At 62.3% G+C, this 16,972-nt stretch carries 18 protein-coding genes; 8 read left to right on the top strand and 10 right to left on the bottom strand.

The window, feature by feature from the left end:
- The first annotated feature begins 53 nt into the window (after positions 1-53).
- The gene (locus MHY22_RS08405; protein ID WP_239278914.1) at positions 54-674 is read left to right on the top strand and encodes a GntR family transcriptional regulator; all 621 of its coding nucleotides are present in this window, start codon (positions 54-56) and stop codon (positions 672-674) included.
- On the opposite strand, the gene MHY22_RS08400 is transcribed toward MHY22_RS08405, so the two are convergent.
- The 3 genes from MHY22_RS08400 to MHY22_RS08390 form a co-directional block, all read right to left on the bottom strand.
- Entirely contained in the window at positions 671-1,441 is a 771-nt protein-coding gene (locus tag MHY22_RS08400) for a putative hydro-lyase (RefSeq protein WP_179387476.1), read from the bottom strand. The two genes, MHY22_RS08405 and MHY22_RS08400, sit on opposite strands and share 4 nt — an antisense overlap.
- Positions 1,441-2,604 carry an NRAMP family divalent metal transporter gene (locus MHY22_RS08395; protein ID WP_239278928.1) on the bottom strand — a complete coding sequence of 388 codons (1,164 nt, stop codon included), beginning with the start codon at positions 2,602-2,604 and terminating at the stop codon, positions 1,441-1,443. The genes MHY22_RS08400 and MHY22_RS08395 overlap by 1 nt, the downstream gene beginning before the upstream one ends.
- Before the next feature lie 187 nt (positions 2,605-2,791).
- The gene (locus tag MHY22_RS08390) at positions 2,792-3,694 is read right to left on the bottom strand and encodes a DUF559 domain-containing protein (protein WP_239278913.1); all 903 of its coding nucleotides are present in this window, start codon (positions 3,692-3,694) and stop codon (positions 2,792-2,794) included.
- A 251-nt stretch (positions 3,695-3,945) separates the two neighbouring features.
- On the opposite strand from MHY22_RS08390, the gene MHY22_RS08385 reads away from it, so the two are divergent.
- Positions 3,946-4,989 carry an RNase H family protein gene (locus tag MHY22_RS08385; RefSeq protein WP_239278912.1) on the top strand — a complete coding sequence of 348 codons (1,044 nt, stop codon included), beginning with the start codon at positions 3,946-3,948 and terminating at the stop codon, positions 4,987-4,989.
- A gap of 159 nt (positions 4,990-5,148) precedes the next feature.
- Here MHY22_RS08385 and galK read toward each other — a convergent pair whose 3' ends face one another.
- From galK to MHY22_RS08355, 6 genes are all read right to left on the bottom strand, one after another.
- Complete coding sequence (galK, locus tag MHY22_RS08380) at positions 5,149-6,348, bottom strand: galactokinase (protein WP_239278911.1); 1,200 nt, start codon at positions 6,346-6,348, stop codon at positions 5,149-5,151.
- Positions 6,341-7,435, bottom strand: a complete 1,095-nt coding sequence (galT, locus tag MHY22_RS08375; RefSeq protein ID WP_239278910.1) for a galactose-1-phosphate uridylyltransferase — start codon at positions 7,433-7,435, stop codon at positions 6,341-6,343. The genes galK and galT overlap by 8 nt, the downstream gene beginning before the upstream one ends.
- The gene (locus MHY22_RS08370) at positions 7,435-7,677 is read right to left on the bottom strand and encodes a hypothetical protein (RefSeq protein ID WP_005322508.1); all 243 of its coding nucleotides are present in this window, start codon (positions 7,675-7,677) and stop codon (positions 7,435-7,437) included. The genes galT and MHY22_RS08370 overlap by 1 nt, the downstream gene beginning before the upstream one ends.
- 10 nt (positions 7,678-7,687) lie before the next feature.
- Positions 7,688-9,337: a sodium:solute symporter family protein gene (locus MHY22_RS08365; RefSeq protein ID WP_225745861.1), complete on the bottom strand. Its 1,650-nt coding sequence runs from the start codon at positions 9,335-9,337 to the stop codon at positions 7,688-7,690.
- 11 nt (positions 9,338-9,348) lie between these two features.
- On the bottom strand, positions 9,349-10,248 hold the full coding sequence (locus MHY22_RS08360; protein ID WP_239278909.1) for an aldose epimerase: 900 nt from the start codon (positions 10,246-10,248) through the stop codon (positions 9,349-9,351).
- Between the two features lie 196 nt (positions 10,249-10,444).
- Entirely contained in the window at positions 10,445-10,888 is a 444-nt protein-coding gene (locus MHY22_RS08355; RefSeq protein WP_239278908.1) for a YdcF family protein, read from the bottom strand.
- A 130-nt stretch (positions 10,889-11,018) separates the two neighbouring features.
- Between MHY22_RS08355 and MHY22_RS08350 the strand changes: the two genes are divergently transcribed.
- Genes MHY22_RS08350 through rbsD form a run of 6 tightly spaced genes read left to right on the top strand, consistent with a single transcriptional unit; the run spans position 11,019 to position 16,686 of the window.
- Positions 11,019-12,008 (top strand): LacI family DNA-binding transcriptional regulator, encoded by a 990-nt coding sequence (locus MHY22_RS08350; RefSeq protein ID WP_225745864.1) that lies wholly within the window; start codon positions 11,019-11,021, stop codon positions 12,006-12,008.
- Entirely contained in the window at positions 12,005-13,549 is a 1,545-nt protein-coding gene (locus MHY22_RS08345) for a sugar ABC transporter ATP-binding protein (protein WP_239278907.1), read from the top strand. The genes MHY22_RS08350 and MHY22_RS08345 overlap by 4 nt, the downstream gene beginning before the upstream one ends.
- Positions 13,546-14,487, top strand: coding sequence for an ABC transporter permease (locus MHY22_RS08340; protein WP_239234986.1), 942 nt, complete (start codon positions 13,546-13,548; stop codon positions 14,485-14,487). Before MHY22_RS08345 ends, MHY22_RS08340 begins: the two co-directional genes overlap by 4 nt.
- 12 nt (positions 14,488-14,499) lie before the next feature.
- The gene (locus MHY22_RS08335; protein WP_005326696.1) at positions 14,500-15,414 is read left to right on the top strand and encodes a substrate-binding domain-containing protein; all 915 of its coding nucleotides are present in this window, start codon (positions 14,500-14,502) and stop codon (positions 15,412-15,414) included.
- Complete coding sequence (locus tag MHY22_RS08330; protein WP_239278905.1) at positions 15,411-16,319, top strand: ribokinase; 909 nt, start codon at positions 15,411-15,413, stop codon at positions 16,317-16,319. The genes MHY22_RS08335 and MHY22_RS08330 overlap by 4 nt, the downstream gene beginning before the upstream one ends.
- Positions 16,312-16,686 carry a D-ribose pyranase gene (rbsD, locus tag MHY22_RS08325; RefSeq protein ID WP_239278904.1) on the top strand — a complete coding sequence of 125 codons (375 nt, stop codon included), beginning with the start codon at positions 16,312-16,314 and terminating at the stop codon, positions 16,684-16,686. The genes MHY22_RS08330 and rbsD overlap by 8 nt, the downstream gene beginning before the upstream one ends.
- Here the strand turns inward: rbsD and MHY22_RS08320 are convergent.
- Positions 16,683-16,949: a type II toxin-antitoxin system RelE/ParE family toxin gene (locus tag MHY22_RS08320; protein ID WP_005322520.1), complete on the bottom strand. Its 267-nt coding sequence runs from the start codon at positions 16,947-16,949 to the stop codon at positions 16,683-16,685. The genes rbsD and MHY22_RS08320 overlap by 4 nt on opposite strands.
- Positions 16,950-16,972: the final 23 nt, after the last annotated feature.

The following is a 16,972-nucleotide window of genomic DNA, read 5'->3' as shown; positions in this document are numbered from 1 at the left end:
TTATGCACCTCATCTCAATGTGAGGTGCATAACTTTTTAGTACAGTTGTGGTCATGCTTTCCCAGTCTGTCGCCTCCGAGTTGCGCGAGGCCATCTCCGCCGGCGAGTTCCAGCCGGGCGAGCAGCTTAGCGAGGTCAAGGCGGCCGAGCGCTTTAACTGCTCGCGCAATACCCTCCGCGAGTCATTTACTAGGCTCGCCGCGGAGCGCATTGTCGAGCGCATCCCTAACCGGGGTGTTTTCCTCGCGACGCCCGATGCAGACTATATCCGCGACCTCTTCGCCGCCCGCGCGGCCATCGAGCCTGCCGCGGTACGCTGGGGAGCTTTTGCCGACGCCTCCTCACTCGTCACCCTGACTTCCTCTGCCTTCGACTACGCGGCACGCGGCGAGCACCAGGAAGTCTCCGCCATCAATCAGCGCTTCCACCGCGCGCTGGTGGCCGCGCTAGGCTCCCCTACCTTGAATGAGCAGATGGATAACCTGCTCGCCCGCATGCGGCTAACCTTCCTGCTAGCCATCCCGCGCTACCCGCAGCTACACGCGGACCATATCCAAGGCAATATCACCTTGGCCACGCTTATCGCAGATGGAAAACGCCACGAGGCCGCCACGCTTTCGCATGACAGCCTGATGAATACCTGCGAGAAGATCCTCGCCGTGCTGAACGATTAAGGAATGAGAAAATCTTGATCGCGGGCGTTGGTCACGAGCATCTGGCCAGGTGCGTGCGTAATAGCTAAGCGCGGCTTAGATTCCATCACGATGGCCTGCGGGGTTACACCACAGGCCCAAAAGACCGGCAGGCAGCCCTCCGGCACTTCGCCCGGATCACCAAAGTCCGGGCGGGACAGATCCTCAATACCAATGGCCGCCGGGTCACCCACGTGAACCGGGGCGCCGTGAACCGATGGGTAGCGGGAGGTAATCCGCACGGCATCGGAGACTTGCGCGGCCGGAATCGGGCGCATGGAGACCACCATGGGGCCGGAAAAGACTCCGGCCGGGGTGGTGGGAATCGTGGTTTTAAACATCGGCACGTTGCGCTGCTGAGCAATGTGCGCAACCTCAATGCCGTTATCCTGCAGCGCAGTCTCGAAGGTAAAAGAGCAACCAATAAGGAAGCTGACCATGTCTGGGGTGTAGTACGAGGTGGCGTCGGCAAGCGTAGCTGTATGCTCGCCGTTTTCAAAGACGCGGTAGGCCGGAATATCGGTGCGGATGTCCCCGCCCGGCAACAGCTCGGAGGTGTACTGACCGGCTTCCAGCACGCCCACAATCGGGCACGGTTTGGGATTTCGCTGGGCAAAGAGCAAGAAATCGAAGGCATATTCCTGCGGCACGGCCAGCAGGTTAGCCTGCATGAAGCCGCGGGCATGCCCGGCGGTGGTGGCCATGTCATGGCTGCGCGCATACTCGCGCACCTGCTCTGGGGTCTGCATTATGCCCACAGCTCGGTAATGCCGGAGAAAGCCTTGAAGCCGATGAAGATGGTGAGTACCCACGCCAGGGCGCCGATAATCAGCAACCACTTGGGATACTTATAGCCCTGCAGGAGGTCGCGGCGGCGCCAGGCCACCCACATCACGAGGGCGAAACCGATGGGCAGGATCAGGCCGTTGATGGCGCCGGCGAAGATGAGCAACTTCTGTGGCGCGGAGTTGATGGCCACAAAGACTACCGTGCACACCGCAATGAAGACGATGGTGAGGATATTGCGGGTGCGCGTCGAGGTGTCCTGGGAGGTCACGAAAGATACCGAGGTATAGGCGGCGCCGATAACCGAGGACAAACCGGCCGCGAAGAGGACCACGCCGAAGGCACGCAGGCCAAACTCGCCGGCGGCATTGTAGAAGGCATCCGCCGCGGTGTTGTCGTCCGAAAGCGCCACGCCGGTGGCCACCACACCGAGAACCGCCAAGAAGAGGAGCATGCGCATGATGCCGGTGACCACGATGCCGCTTACCGAGGTATAGGTAATGTTCTTGACGTTTTCCACGCCGGTGTGGCCGGAATCGATGAGGCGGTGCGCCCCGGCAAAGGTGATATAGCCGCCCACGGTGCCGCCAATGATGGTGGTGATGACGAAGAAGTCGATCTCGCCCGGTGCGACGGTATTCTTTAGCGCCTCCCCTACCGGTGGCTGGCTGACCACCGCAACGTAGAGCATCAGCAAGATCATGACCGCGCCCAGGACCGCAACGAGGCGGTCAAGCGCCATGCCCGCCTTCTTGGAGAGGAAGATGAAGATGGCGATGGCCGCCGCGATGACGCCGCCGATGCGCGAATCGATGCCCAGCATCGCGTTAATACCCAGGCCAGAACCGGCGATATTGCCGATATTAAAGACCGCGCCGCCGATGAACACGAATACGGCAAGCACCCAGCCCAGGCCGGGGAGCACGGTATTGCCCAGAGTGTTGGCGCGCATGCCGGTCACGCACAAAACGCGCCACACATTGAGCTGGATAGCGATGTCAACGAGGATGGACAGCATGATCGCAAATGCGAAGGACGCGCCCATCTGCACGGTAAAGACCGAGGTCTGGGTCAAAAATCCCGGACCGATGGCGGAGGTGGCCATAAGGAACATGGCACCAGCCATGGCGCCGAGGCCTTTGGGCGGGGTCTTGTCCCCCGCCTGCGCCGGAGCGGCGTGTGATGTCTCAGCACTCACTAGATTTCACCTTTCGTGATGCAGGTCGCATTAATTTGTGATGCGCATCATCTTAAAGGTAGCTATGCCTTTTGTTCAACAACTTTTATGTGTTACGGGGTGGCGCGGGGGTGATCTAGGCTACTTTCCTGCCGCGTTTTCCCAGGTGGCTGGCGATTATCTGCAAAGCCTCGTCCGGCACTTTCATTTCGCTGGGGCCAAAGCGCAGCACCACGTATCCGCGGTTTTCTAGCGCTCGCTGCCTCTTTATCTGCTGCTTGACCACGTGGGCGGGCGCCTCGCCATAGGTACCGTCATATTTGGCATCACCATCGACCTCGACCACCAGCCATCCATCGAGACAGAGATCCGCCCGATACTTCCCGAGCAGCGGTTTCTGTGGCTCAATTTTCACCTGCGGGAACCGCTCAATAATGAGTGCTCGCAGATAGGACTCATAGGGCGATTCCGATCCGCCATACGCGTGCTCGATAACCTTCCGCATGGCTGCTTGTCTCCTCGTGCGCCGCATCTTTGCTAGTTCTTCGTGCAAGTCATATGTGGTGACGTCGTGTTGTCTGAGGGCAGAATCGGTAGCTACCAGGCCATCTGGGAATCCGTGTAGCCGGGCGATTTCGAGGCAGGTGCGGGCGGGATTCGTGGCGCGCACACCCGCTATCGACACCGTGGATTCCTGGAGGGACTTTACCCGGCGGTACCGATAGCCTTTCGCGGTGAGCCTTCGTGGGGGCACGCTTCCCGAAGGCACCGCTAACTCCACCTCCTCCCCTTCCCTGGAAATTACCCACATTCCCCACAGCCGCGCGGCCGATTTACCGATGAGGACGGCGCGGTGGGTGCTCCACCCGGCAGCGACTACTTTGGCGAATTGTTGTTTATGGCGCACCCATTGCCTCCAGGTGGCCGTAGGAACGGCGACCCAGGGCGCTATCTGGGTGAGCTCACCGCGCTGGAGGGCTAAATGGTGCGGACTTTCGGCTCCGGCGTAACGAAGGTTGATGAAGTGATCTGTAATCATGGTTTCATCTTCGCGGCTGGCGGGGCGGGGCACGCATCATGCGGCTCAGGAAGGTGAATTTCCGAGGGCCTTGAGTGAGAGGCGGAACGTTAGGTCCAAGGTGATCGGGCCGAGTTGAAGGCGTTGAGGCTGATTTGAGGGCGGGTTGTGCTCAGATCGGCTCGATCACCTTCGACCTAAGGGGAAGTAGTTCACAGCGGCGGTGTGGGGGATAATTCAGCAGCGCGGTTAACCGTGCTTTACTAGAGATAATGGAACCCATCGAGCTCTCAGAACTAACCGGTACGCAATCGCGCACCTACGGCACCCGCAAGATCACCTCGGACATGGTCTCAGCACCAATCCATGTTGCGGTCGCGCTCTGGGACGAGCGTTGGGATTCCGCCCCCAACGGCACCATCGAAGGCTGGGTCATCGCAGTCAATACCAAGCAGACGCGTTTTGTGCGCCGCGGCCAAACGAAGAAGGGCGATATCGTCGATATCGCCGTGCGCGAGGTCAAACGCGCGCTCAAGGGACTCGACGGGCGGGTATGGATTGTCACTGGTCGCAGGCAGAATACGTTGCGATCGGCACTCACGGCCGACGGTTTCACGGTGACGGGAAGCTTTGCGGGAGAAAATAGGGCTTCGAAAAGCGCGAGCTCCGTGCGCAGAAAACAAGCCGGCCTGACCGCACGGAAGGCGCGCAAGATGGGTGAGGCACCGAAAAAGAAGCAAGCGGCACAGGTAGAGACGCCGAAAGCGCACTGGTGGCCGAACTTCTCGCGCGCCTCCTCATGGCCCAAGGGCGACGTGGTGCGCATAGCTACCGATGCTTCCTCGGATACCGTATTCAAGGGGTCGATGTGCTTCGTTGCGGGCAACGGCGACTACCGGTTACGGACTCGAGAAACCAAGGCGAGCACCGATGAGCTCGAGCTCGAAGCACTGACGCTCGCGCTGAAATACCTGCTCAAGGTGGGTGCGCGCAAGGCGGTTATTGAGTCCGATTCCGTAGCCGCTTTGGAGGCGGTCGAGCAGATTGTGCATAAGCGCGGCTCTAAAGCATCACGGCCGGGGCGCACGTGGCGAGGGGTGTCTTCGGGTGCGCGATCCCGATTCCAGCAAGCTTGGGGTGATATCCAAGGCCAATGCGAGGTCGACATCCGGCGCGTGCTCGGGCATGCAGGCGATCCGCTGAATCGGGCGGCCGACCAAATTGCGTACATGGGGTTGCGCGCGATTGCGCATCCGATGAAGCAGTCTCGCGAGACGCTGCGCGAGGGGATTCAAAAAGCTCTCTCGGCGTTGTGATCCAATTGCTTAGGGCTTAGGGCTGATCTGATCAGGCCGAATTGAGGGAGTTAAGGCCGATCTGAGGCGGCCCAGCCTTCAGATCAGCCTGATCAGTATGGACCTAACGACAATGGGCGCGCTGGGAGGGTCGCGGCTGAGCCGAGCCGGCCCGCGGAGTTAGGCCAGGCGACGGGCGCCATCTCCCGGGCGGGCCACCAAGAAGGTAGGTTCTGGGAAGCTGCGGGATGCTGCGGCATCATAAATGGCCTGGGCGGTGGACTCGACGTCCGAGCGCGGGATGAGCGCGATGACGGCGCCGCCGAAGCCGCCACCAGTCATGCGAGCGCCGATTTCGCCGGCCGCGGTGAAAGCGGAGTCAAGCTCGGGGGTCGTGACCTCGTAAAGGTCGCGCAGGGAAATGTGGCTTTCGCGCATGAGGCGGCGGAACTCTGCCGGGTCGGACGAGTTGAGCGCGGTGGCGGCGGCCAGGGTGCGGTCGGTTTCGTCCACCACGTGGCGCACGCGACGGCGGTAGAGTTCAGCCTCCTGGGGGTTGACGGTCGCGGCGAAGGCAACGGCATCTGGGATTTCGCGGATGGAGCGGCCGGCGGCAGCCTGGACGGCGTCGATGATGCCGCGGCGGGAGGCATATTGGCCGTCGGAAAGCGTGTGCGGCGCATTGGTGTCCGCGATGAGCAGCACCATGTCCTGGGCCTCGATATTAAACGGCACGCGCTCGACGGCGCCGGTGAAAAAGTCCAGGAATAGCGCCTTGCCGCGCTGGCCGAACAGGCTGGCATTCTGGTCCAAGCCGCCGGTAGAGGCGCCAACCACTTCGTTCTCGGCGCGGATGCAAGCCTGGGCTAGCTGCGCGCGGGCGGCGTCATCGGGAGCGTGACCGTGGCAGAGCTCGTAGGCGGCCACTGCCACGGAGCACTCAAGGGCGGCGGAGCTGGACAGGCCAGAGCCGACGGGGACATCAGAGACGATGGCAATATCGAGGCCGGTGCAGGTCAGGACATCCGCCGCAGTGGCGGCCCAGATGGTGCCGACAACGTAGCCGGACCAGTTGGAAGGGTGTCCGGGGCGGACTTCGGAGAGTGGGAGGCTGGCCTGGGCAACGCTGCCGTCGAACTCGGAGGCTATCCGGAGAAGGCCATCGGTGCGGGGTGCGACGGCGACGGCGGTGTTTTGTTCCAGCGCAAAGGGAATGGAGGCGCCGCCGGCGTAATCGATGTGCTCGCCGATGAGGTTGACGCGGCCGGGAGCGGCCCACACGCCGGCGGGCTCGGGCGCGTCCGGGAAGGCAGCGGCGAAGAGGTCGCGGGCTGCGGCTGCTAGCTCCGCCTCGCTGCGGGTGTTAATCCAGTTAAGCATCCCAGATCTCCTTAAAGCGGGCGGCGATGCGCTCCGGGGTGGTGTCATTGATCCACACGGCCTGCGAGGACTCGGAACCGGCGAGGTACTTCATGCGGCCGGGCGAGCGCATGAGCGAAAAGAGCTGCAGGTGCATGCGGATTCCGGGACGCAAGTCCGGGTCCACCGGGGCTTGGGTCCAGCCGGCGATATACGGGGTCTTCTCCACACCATCGAAGAAACGGTCCACCGCCGAGTACAGCTTTTTGAGCAGGGGCGCGAGGTCGGCGCGTTGGGCGTCGGTAAGTGCGGCGAAATCGGGGACTTCCTCGTTGGGCAGGACCATGGCTTCCAGCGGCCATTTGGCGGCGGCGGGAACGAAGACGGTGAAGTGATCGGTTTCGGCGATGATGCGGGTGCCGGCGGCGCGCTCGCGATCGAGGAGATCCTGGAAGAGATCGCCGTCATAGGCGCGGGCGGATTCCACGATGGAGCGCAGGCGCGGCGAAAGGAACGGATAAGAGTAGATCTGGCCGTGCGGGTGTTGGAGGGTCACGCCGATTTCCTCGCCGCGGTTTTCAAAGGGGAATACCTGCTCCACGCCGTCGATCTGGGATAGCGCGGCGGTGCGGTGAGCCCAGGCCTCGATGACGGTGCGGATGCGCGATTCCGGCAGGTCCTTGAAGGATAGGGCTGGGTCCTCGGTAAAGCAGACCACCTCGCAGCGGGCGCGGGCGGGAAGGCGCGGCACCATGCCGAGCAGGTTATCGTTCTCCGGATGCTCGATGTCTGCGGCAGTAGCAAAGGACGGGAAGCGGTTTTCAAAGACCACCACGTCATAGCTGGGGCTCGGGATCTCCGTGGGCAGCTGGCCTTCGCGCGTGGGTGCCAGCGGGTTCTCGTTGGCCGGTGGCAAGAAGGTGCGGTTCATGCGGTGGGCGGCAAAGGCCACCCAATCCCCCGTTAGGGGATCCCGGCGCATTTCGGAAGCGGGGGCGACGGTGGGGATGTCGCGGGCGTCGACAAGCACGCGGTCGGGGTGGGGTTGATCGTCGAAGTAGAGGATCTCGCGGCCGTCGGCAAGCGTGGCAGAGGTAATCTCAACCATTAGTTTTCTCCTGGGATGGTGATGGGCTTCAGGCGCGCCCACAGCACAAAGGCGGCGGCCACGGCCAGCAAAGCAAGGCTTGCCCATAGGTTATCGCTGGCGTTCTTAGCCTGCCCGGTATCCGGGTTGATGCCTGGGTCAAGGAAGAAATAGCAGCCGAGCAAAATCAGGCCGTAGAGGCCGAGGAGTGCGGCGATGACGTTGCGCAGGTCGAATGCACCCGCGCGCTTTTTCTCAGACATGTTGGGCTCCTTAGGCGAAGATGACGTTGAGGGCTACGGCCATCACCAGGCAAATGATGCCCAGCGGGACGGTCTGCTGGTACCACGGCAAGGACTTTTCGGTGTAGTCCTCAAAGTGGTCCTTGGGGGTTACGGAGGAGACGAAGCCAACTAGCTCGCTATCCGGCTTAGGCTGGGTGAATAGGGTGACCACGATGGACACCAGGATATCCACCACGAAGGCCACGCCGGCCGCCACAAAGGCCGTGCCTTGGCCCGGCAGGTTGATGAGGTCTGTGAAGGACGCGACGTACCAGAAAGCGATGGCGGAAGCGGTACCGGCCACAAGACCGGACCAACCGGCGTGCGGGGTCATGCGCTTCCAGAACATGCCCAGAATGAAGGTGGCAAACAGCGGCGCATTGAAGAAACCGAACAGGGTTTGCAGGTAGTCCATGATATTGCCAAAGTTTTGCGCAAGCAGCGCGGTAAAGATGGCAATAGCGGTGGCGATAATCGTGGCGATGCGGCCGAACTTCAGGTAGTAGTCATCCTCGCGGTCCTTGACCACGTAGGTCTGCCAGATGTCATAGGAGATGACGGTATTAAAGGCCGAGATATTCGCGGCCATGCCGGCCATGAAGGAAGCGAGCAGGCCGGCGATCGCCACGCCCAGCAGGCCATTGGGCAGAAGGTCGCGCATGAGCAGCAAGATGGCGTCGTTGGGCTCCGCGCGCTCCTCCATCAAATCAGCCACGGATACAGAGGCAACCATGCCCGGAATGACCACGAGGAAGGGCACGAACATCTTGGGGAAGGCGCCGATGATCGGGGTCTTGCGGGCGGCCGAAATGGAATCGGAAGCCATGGCGCGCTGTACCTCTACGAAGTTGGTGGTCCAGTAACCGAAGGAAAGCACAAAGCCGAGGCCCAGCACGATGCCGATGACGGACCACACTGGGTTCTCAAAACCGGAGATATCCGTGCCCGGCCACGTGTGGAAGTGCGAGTCCTGAGCCACCGCGTCCTTCAGCCCATTCCAACCACCAACGCGGTTCAAACCAATGATGGTCAGCGGGGCAAGTGCGGCGATAATGACGAAGAACTGGAGGACCTCGTTATAAATGGCGGCCGAAAGGCCACCCAGGGTGATATAGGACAGCACGATGAGGCCGGCCACGAGGAGCGATACCCACATCTGCCAGCCCAGCAAGGCCTCCACAATGGTGGCCAGCAAGTACAGGTTCACGCCGGCAATCAGCAGCTGGGCCACGGCGAAGGAAATCGCGTTCACCAGGTGTGCGGCATTGCCAAAGCGCTTGCGCATAAACTCCGGCACCGAGCGCACCTTGGAGCCGTAGTAGAACGGCATCATCACAATGCCCAAAAAGACCATTGCCGGGATGGCGCCGATCCAGAAGTAGTGCATGGTTTGGAAGCCATACTCCACGCCATTGGCGGACATACCGATGATCTCCACCGCACCCAGGTTGGCCGAGACGAAGGCTAGGCCGGTCACCCAGGCGGGCAATCCCCGGCCGGAGAGGAAGAAGTCGATGGAGCTAGACACTCGGGCCTTAGCGGCCCAGCCGATGCCTAGCACGAAGAGGAAGTAGATGGCTACCAAGAAGTAGTCCACCCAGGAGGCATCGAGCCTCAATACGGATTCAGCAGTCTCCATGGCTGACCTTTCTAGTTATTGTTCTCTGCTGCAAGGCGCAGCGTGAATCTCTGCGGGTTCTGAGCGCTCAGGCGCACGAGGTCTTCCCCGCTGCGCAGCGCATTCGGCGGCGCGCTCATCGGCTCCACGGCCAATGCCTTGCCGGGGCCGCCTGCCCGCGGGAAATCGGCCGGGGTAAACATCTGCACCCAGTTCAGGCCTTCGCCCATCTCCAAGCGCACGCCCTTTCCACCGGCCGAATACACGGCCATCAGTGGGCCTTCGCCGTGGAAGCAATCGTCCCAGTCCACCTCGGCGATAGGTTGATTAACAATGCGCACCTGCTCCGTCTTTCCCGTAGGCAGGTTGCGGGCGTCGAGCAGATAGCGCTTGCCGACGTCCACACTGAGCACCGCTTCCTCCGCCCCAGCTCCCTGTGGGGAGAGGTAAAGGTGCAGCCCATAGGCGAAGGGAACCTCGCCGGGTTCCGCGGTGCGGGCGGTGAGCTGGTGGTGCAATCCCTGCTCATCGAGGGTATAGGTGGCCTCTAGTTGAATCGCCCACGGCCAGCCCTGGCGCGGCTCAATATCAAAGGCAAGAGCCACCCGGTTGTCCGAGCGTTCCTTGACGTGCCACCAATCCACCGCGAATCCATGGATGGCGTTATTGCGCTCCGGTTCGTCGATCTCCAACTGGTGTCCGGTCCCCTGCCATTCAAACCAGCCATCCTCGGTGCGATTCGGCCACGGCGCCAGCACCACTCCGGCCATCAGCGGCGGCTTGCCTTCGTAGCTTTCTACCAAGGGCGCGCCGCGATAGGTCAGCGCTTTGAGTGCACCGCCGAATAGACCAATCTCGGCCGCATAATCGCCATGGGCAAGTGCGACGCTGGGGTAGTCAGCGTCAGGACCAAGCGCTGCTCCACTGGTCATAACAAAGACCTTTCTGGCTATAACTTTCGTTGGAATTAGCCTAGGAGTACGGCAAAGCACAGGTCAATCGTTTGCATAACTACCCGCGAATACCTTCTATTTCTGCTGCTCACCGCGGTAGAGTTAACCGCTTGTTAACCTCTTTCGGGGCTGGAGACACCTATGGGCCGCGAGCCGCCACACCGGGGCAGGAGCGCTATCCCCGCATCCGCCGCCACACTATTCGCGCTGCGGAGTGTGGTGTGGCTAGGACTTCGCGCAGGTAATTGCGCGGCATCAACCGCCACGGGGTGCGCGCGGGATGCAGGCGCACGGCAATGCCGAGGTGCCAGGCCCACAACGCGGTGCGCAGGATATGAAAATCACTGGTCACCACGTGCAATACAGCATCCGGGGCCAAGCGGTGGGCATTCTCTAGATTTTCATTAGTGCTCGTTGCTTCCGGCTCCACCACTACCCGCTCGGCCGGCACACCGCGCTCACTGAGGTATGTAGCCATGGGCCCCGCCTCACCACGGCCCGAGACAATAATCTGCTGCCCGCTATAGAGCGCCAATGCCTTGTCTAGGCGCGAGCGCAGCATGGCGCCGGGGTAGCCGTGGGTTACGCGGGAGCCCAAAACAAGGAGCGGGTCAGACATGGATACCAGCATAGACTTGCCAGCTCTTGACAGGAAGATGGAAATAGCCGTACCTTTATCTCAAATGTGCAATCGATTGCACTCAGGAGGGCCGGAAGCCGGCTCACTAGCCTAAACCAAGGAGGACAGCATGGCCGGAACCACCCTCAAGGACGTGGCCGCTGCTGCTGGAGTATCCATTTCCACCGCGTCCCGTTCGCTCTCGGGCAACCCAGCCATCTCGGAGTCCACGCGCCAACGCGTCAAGGACACGGCCATCAAGCTCAACTATAGGCCCAATGCCCAAGCCCGAGCTTTGCGCAGCTCCCGATCTAACGCCATCGGCTTGGTCATCCCCAGCCTAGACAATGCCTACTTCGCCGCAATGGCCGCAGCCATTGAAGAAGCCGCCGATAAGCAGGGACTCGCTACGATGATTACCAGTTGTGGCGAGGATCCGCAGCGCTTAGTCAAAGCCCTCGATGCCCTGATGGAACGCCAGGTAGACGGCATTATCGCGGTACCTCTCGAAGGCGCCGAAGAAGCGCTCGAGCAGGCGCGCGCTTACCGCCCGCTCGTGCTCATTGACCGCGCCCTGGGCCAGATTCCAGCAGTCCTATCAGACCCCCACACGGGTATGAAACAAGCCGTGGAACAGCTCAAAGAGAAGGGGCACACGCACATCGGCTATCTTTCCGGGCCGCAGGAAACCTCCACCGGCCGCCAGCGCCTGCAAGCTTTCAAGACCGCCACCCGCGGCATGCCTACCCATATCCACCACGGCAGCTACCGCCACCGTGAGGGCTATAAAGGAGCCCTCGCACTCCTGCAAGAAGGCGTCACCGCGCTCATTGCCGGCGATTCCATGATGACGGCCGGCGCGCTGGAGGCCTGCCATAATGCGGGCAAGCGCATCGGAGAAGAAATCGCGCTCGTCGGCTTCGATGATTTCATCTACCTGCGCTTCCAGCCCTCCCCTATCTCGGTGGTTGACCAGGACGTGGCCAGAATGGGCGAGACCGCCACGGCCAAGCTCATCGCGGCCATCAATGATAAGCACCAACCGGAAGGCGAGGTGCTAGAAACCCGCTACATCCCACGCATGTCCACCGCCCACCAACTCGATGGAGCCACGCCATGAGTGATTGCGTTTTGCGCCTGGACAATGTCACCAAATCCTTCGGCCCGGTGGAGGTCATTAAGGGTGTAGACCTCACCGTCCGCCGCGGCCAGGTCCAGGCCTTGCTGGGTGAAAACGGCGCCGGCAAGTCCACCCTCATCAAGATGATTGCCGGCGTTCACGAACCAGATTTCGGCCGCATCCTGGTAGATGGCACAGAGGTGAAGATCCCAGATACCAAGGCCTCTGAGGCACTGGGCATCGCCACCATTCACCAGGAGCTCAACCTTGTGCCCACCATGTCGGTGGCCGAGAACATCATGCTCGGGCGCACCCCACGCCGCTTCGGGTTGGTCAATCGCAAGCATCTCAAGGCACAAGCCCAAGCGGCACTGCACCTTATCGGCTTGGACGTGGACCTAGACATGCCGGTGGGTGAGCTGGGCGTGGCCAAACAGCAGCTCGTGGAAATCGCCAAGGCGCTGTCTATGAACGCGCGCATTCTCATCTTGGATGAGCCCACGGCCGCGCTCACCGGCAAGGAGGTTGATGCGCTCTTTGCCGTGCTCGAGGAACTCAAGGCCAAGGGCGTGGCCATGGTCTTTATCAGCCACCACCTGGAGGAGCTGGCGCGCATCGCGGAGACCATCAGCGTGCTGCGCGATGGCTCTTTCATCGCCGAGGTCCCAGCCGATACGGACGAAGACGAGCTGGTGCGCCTCATGGTCGGCCGCGAGATTGAAAACCAGTACCCGCGCGAGGTTCCTCCTGAGCGCGGTGAGGCCCTGCTGGAGGTCTCCGAGCTGACTGCCGACGGCGCCTTTCACGACGTCACCTTCACCGTCCATGCCGGCGAAGTCGTCGGCCTGGCCGGGCTCGTGGGCGCCGGCCGCACCGAAATCATTCGCGCCATCGCAGGCGCCGACCCCTACGATTCCGGCACCATCCGTGTCGGCGGCACGCAGCTGCGCAGCGGCGATATTCGTGCTGCCATCCGCGCCGGCGTGGGCCATATCCCCGAAGACCGCAAATCCCAAGCGCTAGTTCTAGATGCCTCCGTGGGCGATAACCTCGGATTCGCCACCCTCTACCCCACCGCTAAGGCGGGGCTTGCAGACCGCAGCGGCCAACGCCGCCGCGCCGGTGACGTAGCGGAGAAGCTGCGCATCCGCATGGCTGATCTCTCCCAGCCCATCCGGAACCTATCCGGCGGCAACCAACAAAAGGCTGTCTTTGGCCGCTGGGTACTGGCCGGTTCCAAGGTCCTCCTCCTCGATGAGCCCACCCGCGGCGTCGACGTCGGCGCCAAGGTGGAGATTTACAACATCATCAATGAAGTCACCGCTGCCGGCGGCGCCGTGCTCATGGCCTCCTCCGATCTACCTGAGGTGCTCGGTATGTCCGACCGCATCCTCGTCATGTCCGGCGGCCAACTCGCCGGCCAGCTACCTAAGGACTCCACCCAGGACGAGGTCATGGCCTTTGCCGTATCCAATGTGACCTCTTCTACCTCTGCCTCTGCTGCCGCGCCTGCCGGCACTAACCCCAAGGATGAAGCATGACCAAGAATCGAGTAGTTAACTGGGCGATGAATAATGGCGCGCTCGTCGGCCTCATTGCCCTGTGCATCGCGCTGTTTATCGCTACGCCGTATTTCCTTACCGTGGCGAACCTGCTCAATATCGGCATCCAAGCCGCGACGGTGGCCATCTTGGCCTTCGGCATGACCTTTGTCATTGTCACCGCCGGCATCGACCTCTCGGTGGGCTCAGTCGCCGCGCTCGGCGCCATGGTCTCCGCCTATATGTTCTCCACCGCGGGACTGCCTGGCTGGCTCACTCTGCTCCTGGGCCTTTTCGTGGGCGCGCTGGCCGGCGCCATCTGCGGAATGGCCACCGCGTGGGGCAAGATCCCTTCCTTCATCGCGACGCTGGCCATGATGTCCATCGCCCGCGGCCTCACCCTGGTGATCTCCCAGGGCTCGCCAATTGAGACTGCCCCGTCCGTCAATGCCTTTGGCGGCGATATCGCCGGCTTCCCCGTGCCCATCATCATGATGGTCATCGCCGGGCTCATCTGTTGGTTCATTCTGGAGCGCACGGTGCTCGGCCGTTCCATGTACGCCATCGGCGGCAATCTGGAGGCCGCCCGCCTCTCGGGCCTGCCGGTCAAGCGTATTCAGATCGCTGTCTTCGCACTCTCCGGTTTCTTCGCCGCCTGGGCCGGCATGGTCATGGCCGGCCGCCTCGAATCCGCACAGCCACAGGCCGGCACCGGCTATGAGCTCGATGCTATTGCGGCCGTCGTCATCGGTGGCGCCTCGCTCTCCGGTGGCCAAGGCAAGGCCACCGGCACGCTGGTCGGCGCGATCTTGCTAGCGGTCATCCGCAATGGCTTGAACCTGCTCAACGTCTCCTCCTTCTGGCAGCAAATCGTTATCGGCCTGGTCATCGCGCTGGCCGTCGGCTTCGACGTCATCCGCAATAAGACGGCCAACTAAGGAGCACCCGCCATGAAAAAACTCATCGCCACCCTCCTCGTACCCGCCCTCGCGCTAGGCCTTGCCTCCTGCAACCGCTCGGAGGAAGACCGCAACCGCATCACGCTAGCGCTCTCCACGCAGACCAACCCCTTCTTCGTCGAACTGCGCCACGGCGCACAGGATAAGGCCAAGGAACTCGGCGTTCCGCTAGACATCCAAGACGCCTCCGATGACCCCGCCCAGCAGGTCAATCAGCTGGGCAATGCCACCTCCATGGGCGCCAAGGTAGTCGTGGTCAACCCCACCGATTCCGATGCCGTTGCCCCAGCGGTTCGCGGCATCAAAAATGACGGCGTGCCCGTCATCGGCGTGGATCGCGATGTCAACGGCGTAGAGCTGGATTCCATGGTGGCGTCCGATAACGTCGCCGGTGGCGCGCAAGCGGCGGATAAGCTCGCTGAAGCCATCGGGGAAAAGGGCGATATCCTCATCCTGCAGGGCACCGCTGGTACCTCCGCCTCGCGCGAGCGCGGCAAGGGCTTTGAAGAGCAGATTGCGAAGTACGGGGACATTCGGGTCGTCGGCAAGCAATCGGCGAATTTCGACCGCACGGAAGGACTCAACGTCGCCACCAACTTGCTGCAGGCCAACCCGGATATCAAGGCCATCTTTGCAGAGAACGATGAAATGGCGCTCGGCGCGGTCGAAGCTTTGGGCTCGCGCGCTGGATCTGAGGTCAAGGTGGTGGCATTTGATGGCACCTTCGATGGCCTCAAAGCGGTCAAAGATGGCAAGCTGGAAGCTACCATCGCCCAGCAGCCCGCAGAGCTCGGTGCCCGCGCCATCGAACAAGCCGCAGCGCTCCTGCACGGTGGCGCGGCGGAGAAAAGCGTTCCCGTCGAGGTCATCACCGTCACCCGCGACAATGTGGAGGATTTCCAATGAGCAAGCTAACCGTCGTCGGTTCCATCAATGCCGATCTCATCGTGCACGCCGAGCGCCACCCACAGCCCGGCGAGACCCTCCTGGGCTCTGGCGGCGACATCTTGGCCGGGGGCAAGGGCGCTAACCAGGCTGTCGCGGCCGCACAGCTGGGCGCTACCGTGGCCTTCGTGGGCGCGGTCGGCTCAGATCCCTATGCCGAGCCCGCCATGCACTACATGCGCACCTCCGGCATCGATCTGAGCGCCGTGGAGCAGGCCGATACCAACACCGGCCTCGCCGTCATTACTGTCTCAGCCGATGGCGAGAACACCATCGTCATCTCCCCCGGTGCCAACGCGCTTGTCGACGCCCCCTTTGTCTCCTCCCGCGCCTCCACCATCGCCGACGCCGACGTGGTCCTCCTCCAAGGTGAAATCCCCGCCTCCGGTTTCCAGGCCGCGGTCGAGGCGGCCCAAGGCCGAGTGGTGGTTAACCTCGCGCCCGTGGTCGAGGTCGACCGCGATTCGCTCCTGCAAGCCAATCCTTTGCTGGCCAATGAACACGAGGCCGGGCTCATCTTGGACCAGCTCGGTCTACCGTCTGAAGGCGCCCCGCGCGAGCTCGCCCACCGCCTAGTAGAGGCCGGCTTCCGGTCCGTCGTGCTGACCCTCGGCGCCCACGGCGCCTACGTGGCCACCCCGGAGAGCGGCACGGATATCCCCACCCCGCGCGTGACCGCCGTGGATACCACCGGCGCCGGCGATGCCTTCGCGGGTGCCTTCTGCGCCCAGCTGCTCACCGGTGCCTCGCTTGTCGATGCCGCCACTTTCGCCGCCCGCGTCGGCGCCTTCGCCGCCACCGGCAACGGCGCACAGCCGTCCTACCCCACCACCGAATCCGCCCTGCCGGAGGTCACCGATGCGTAGGTCCGGCCTGCTCAATCCCGCGCTCACCAGCGCCGTCGCCCGCTTGGGCCACACCGATACCTTCGTTATCGCCGATTGCGGCCTGCCCATCCCCCACGCTGTGCCCGTCATCGACCTCACGCTGACCTTCGGCATCCCCACCTTTGCCGATACCCTGGCGGCCCTCCTCGATGAGGTCGTGGTCGAAGCCGCCACCATCGCCGATACCACCCCGCCCGAGGTGCGCTCCCTGCTTCCCGCGGTCCCGGTCACCGAGGTCTCCCACGACGACCTCAAGCGCGAGGTCGCCCGCGCCTCCTTTGTCGTGCGCACCGGTTCCACCACGCCGTTTGCCAATGTCATCCTGCGCTCCGGCGTGCCCTTCTAGCGCTTATAGACGTTTCCGCGTGCCCCTACGGTAAACACTTCCACCAGCACTTCTTGCTCCTCAACGGAGTACAGCACGCGGTAATTTCCCACCCTTATTCTTCGGCCACTCCTGCCGGACAAAGCGATAGATCCCGGTGGATATGGGTCTTTAGCCAGTCCACCGATCGCGCGCTTAATCCGTTGATATTGCTTTCGGTTTCCCTGATGGATTTTTTGTAACTCTCGCTTAGCCTGCCGCGTAAACGCGATGTTGTAGTCCATGACCTCTTAAAAAGTTGTACTCT

The organism is Corynebacterium sp. ACRPO (assembly GCF_022347205.1).
GTDB lineage: Bacteria > Actinomycetota > Actinomycetes > Mycobacteriales > Mycobacteriaceae > Corynebacterium.
The sequence above is the reverse complement of the archived record's forward strand: the minus strand, read 5'-3'. Positions and strand labels throughout refer to the sequence as shown.

What these genes read in the sequence shown, in the direction of transcription:
- MHY22_RS08335 (WP_005326696.1), top strand. Translation starts at nt 14,500, where the DNA reads ATGAAAAAACTCATCGCCACCCTCCTCGTACCCGCCCTCGCGCTAGGC.
- MHY22_RS08390 (WP_239278913.1), bottom strand. Translation starts at nt 3,694, where the DNA reads ATGATTACAGATCACTTCATCAACCTTCGTTACGCCGGAGCCGAAAGT.
- MHY22_RS08360 (WP_239278909.1), bottom strand. Translation starts at nt 10,248, where the DNA reads ATGACCAGTGGAGCAGCGCTTGGTCCTGACGCTGACTACCCCAGCGTC.
- MHY22_RS08330 (WP_239278905.1), top strand. Translation starts at nt 15,411, where the DNA reads ATGAGCAAGCTAACCGTCGTCGGTTCCATCAATGCCGATCTCATCGTG.
- MHY22_RS08345 (WP_239278907.1), top strand. Translation starts at nt 12,005, where the DNA reads ATGAGTGATTGCGTTTTGCGCCTGGACAATGTCACCAAATCCTTCGGC.
- rbsD (WP_239278904.1), top strand. Translation starts at nt 16,312, where the DNA reads ATGCGTAGGTCCGGCCTGCTCAATCCCGCGCTCACCAGCGCCGTCGCC.
- galT (WP_239278910.1), bottom strand. Translation starts at nt 7,435, where the DNA reads ATGGTTGAGATTACCTCTGCCACGCTTGCCGACGGCCGCGAGATCCTC.
- MHY22_RS08400 (WP_179387476.1), bottom strand. Translation starts at nt 1,441, where the DNA reads ATGCAGACCCCAGAGCAGGTGCGCGAGTATGCGCGCAGCCATGACATG.
- MHY22_RS08355 (WP_239278908.1), bottom strand. Translation starts at nt 10,888, where the DNA reads ATGTCTGACCCGCTCCTTGTTTTGGGCTCCCGCGTAACCCACGGCTAC.
- MHY22_RS08395 (WP_239278928.1), bottom strand. Translation starts at nt 2,604, where the DNA reads ATGGCTGGTGCCATGTTCCTTATGGCCACCTCCGCCATCGGTCCGGGA.
- MHY22_RS08340 (WP_239234986.1), top strand. Translation starts at nt 13,546, where the DNA reads ATGACCAAGAATCGAGTAGTTAACTGGGCGATGAATAATGGCGCGCTC.
- MHY22_RS08365 (WP_225745861.1), bottom strand. Translation starts at nt 9,337, where the DNA reads ATGGAGACTGCTGAATCCGTATTGAGGCTCGATGCCTCCTGGGTGGAC.
- galK (WP_239278911.1), bottom strand. Translation starts at nt 6,348, where the DNA reads ATGCTTAACTGGATTAACACCCGCAGCGAGGCGGAGCTAGCAGCCGCA.
- MHY22_RS08405 (WP_239278914.1), top strand. Translation starts at nt 54, where the DNA reads ATGCTTTCCCAGTCTGTCGCCTCCGAGTTGCGCGAGGCCATCTCCGCC.
- MHY22_RS08350 (WP_225745864.1), top strand. Translation starts at nt 11,019, where the DNA reads ATGGCCGGAACCACCCTCAAGGACGTGGCCGCTGCTGCTGGAGTATCC.
- MHY22_RS08370 (WP_005322508.1), bottom strand. Translation starts at nt 7,677, where the DNA reads ATGTCTGAGAAAAAGCGCGCGGGTGCATTCGACCTGCGCAACGTCATC.
- MHY22_RS08385 (WP_239278912.1), top strand. Translation starts at nt 3,946, where the DNA reads ATGGAACCCATCGAGCTCTCAGAACTAACCGGTACGCAATCGCGCACC.
- MHY22_RS08320 (WP_005322520.1), bottom strand. Translation starts at nt 16,949, where the DNA reads ATGGACTACAACATCGCGTTTACGCGGCAGGCTAAGCGAGAGTTACAA.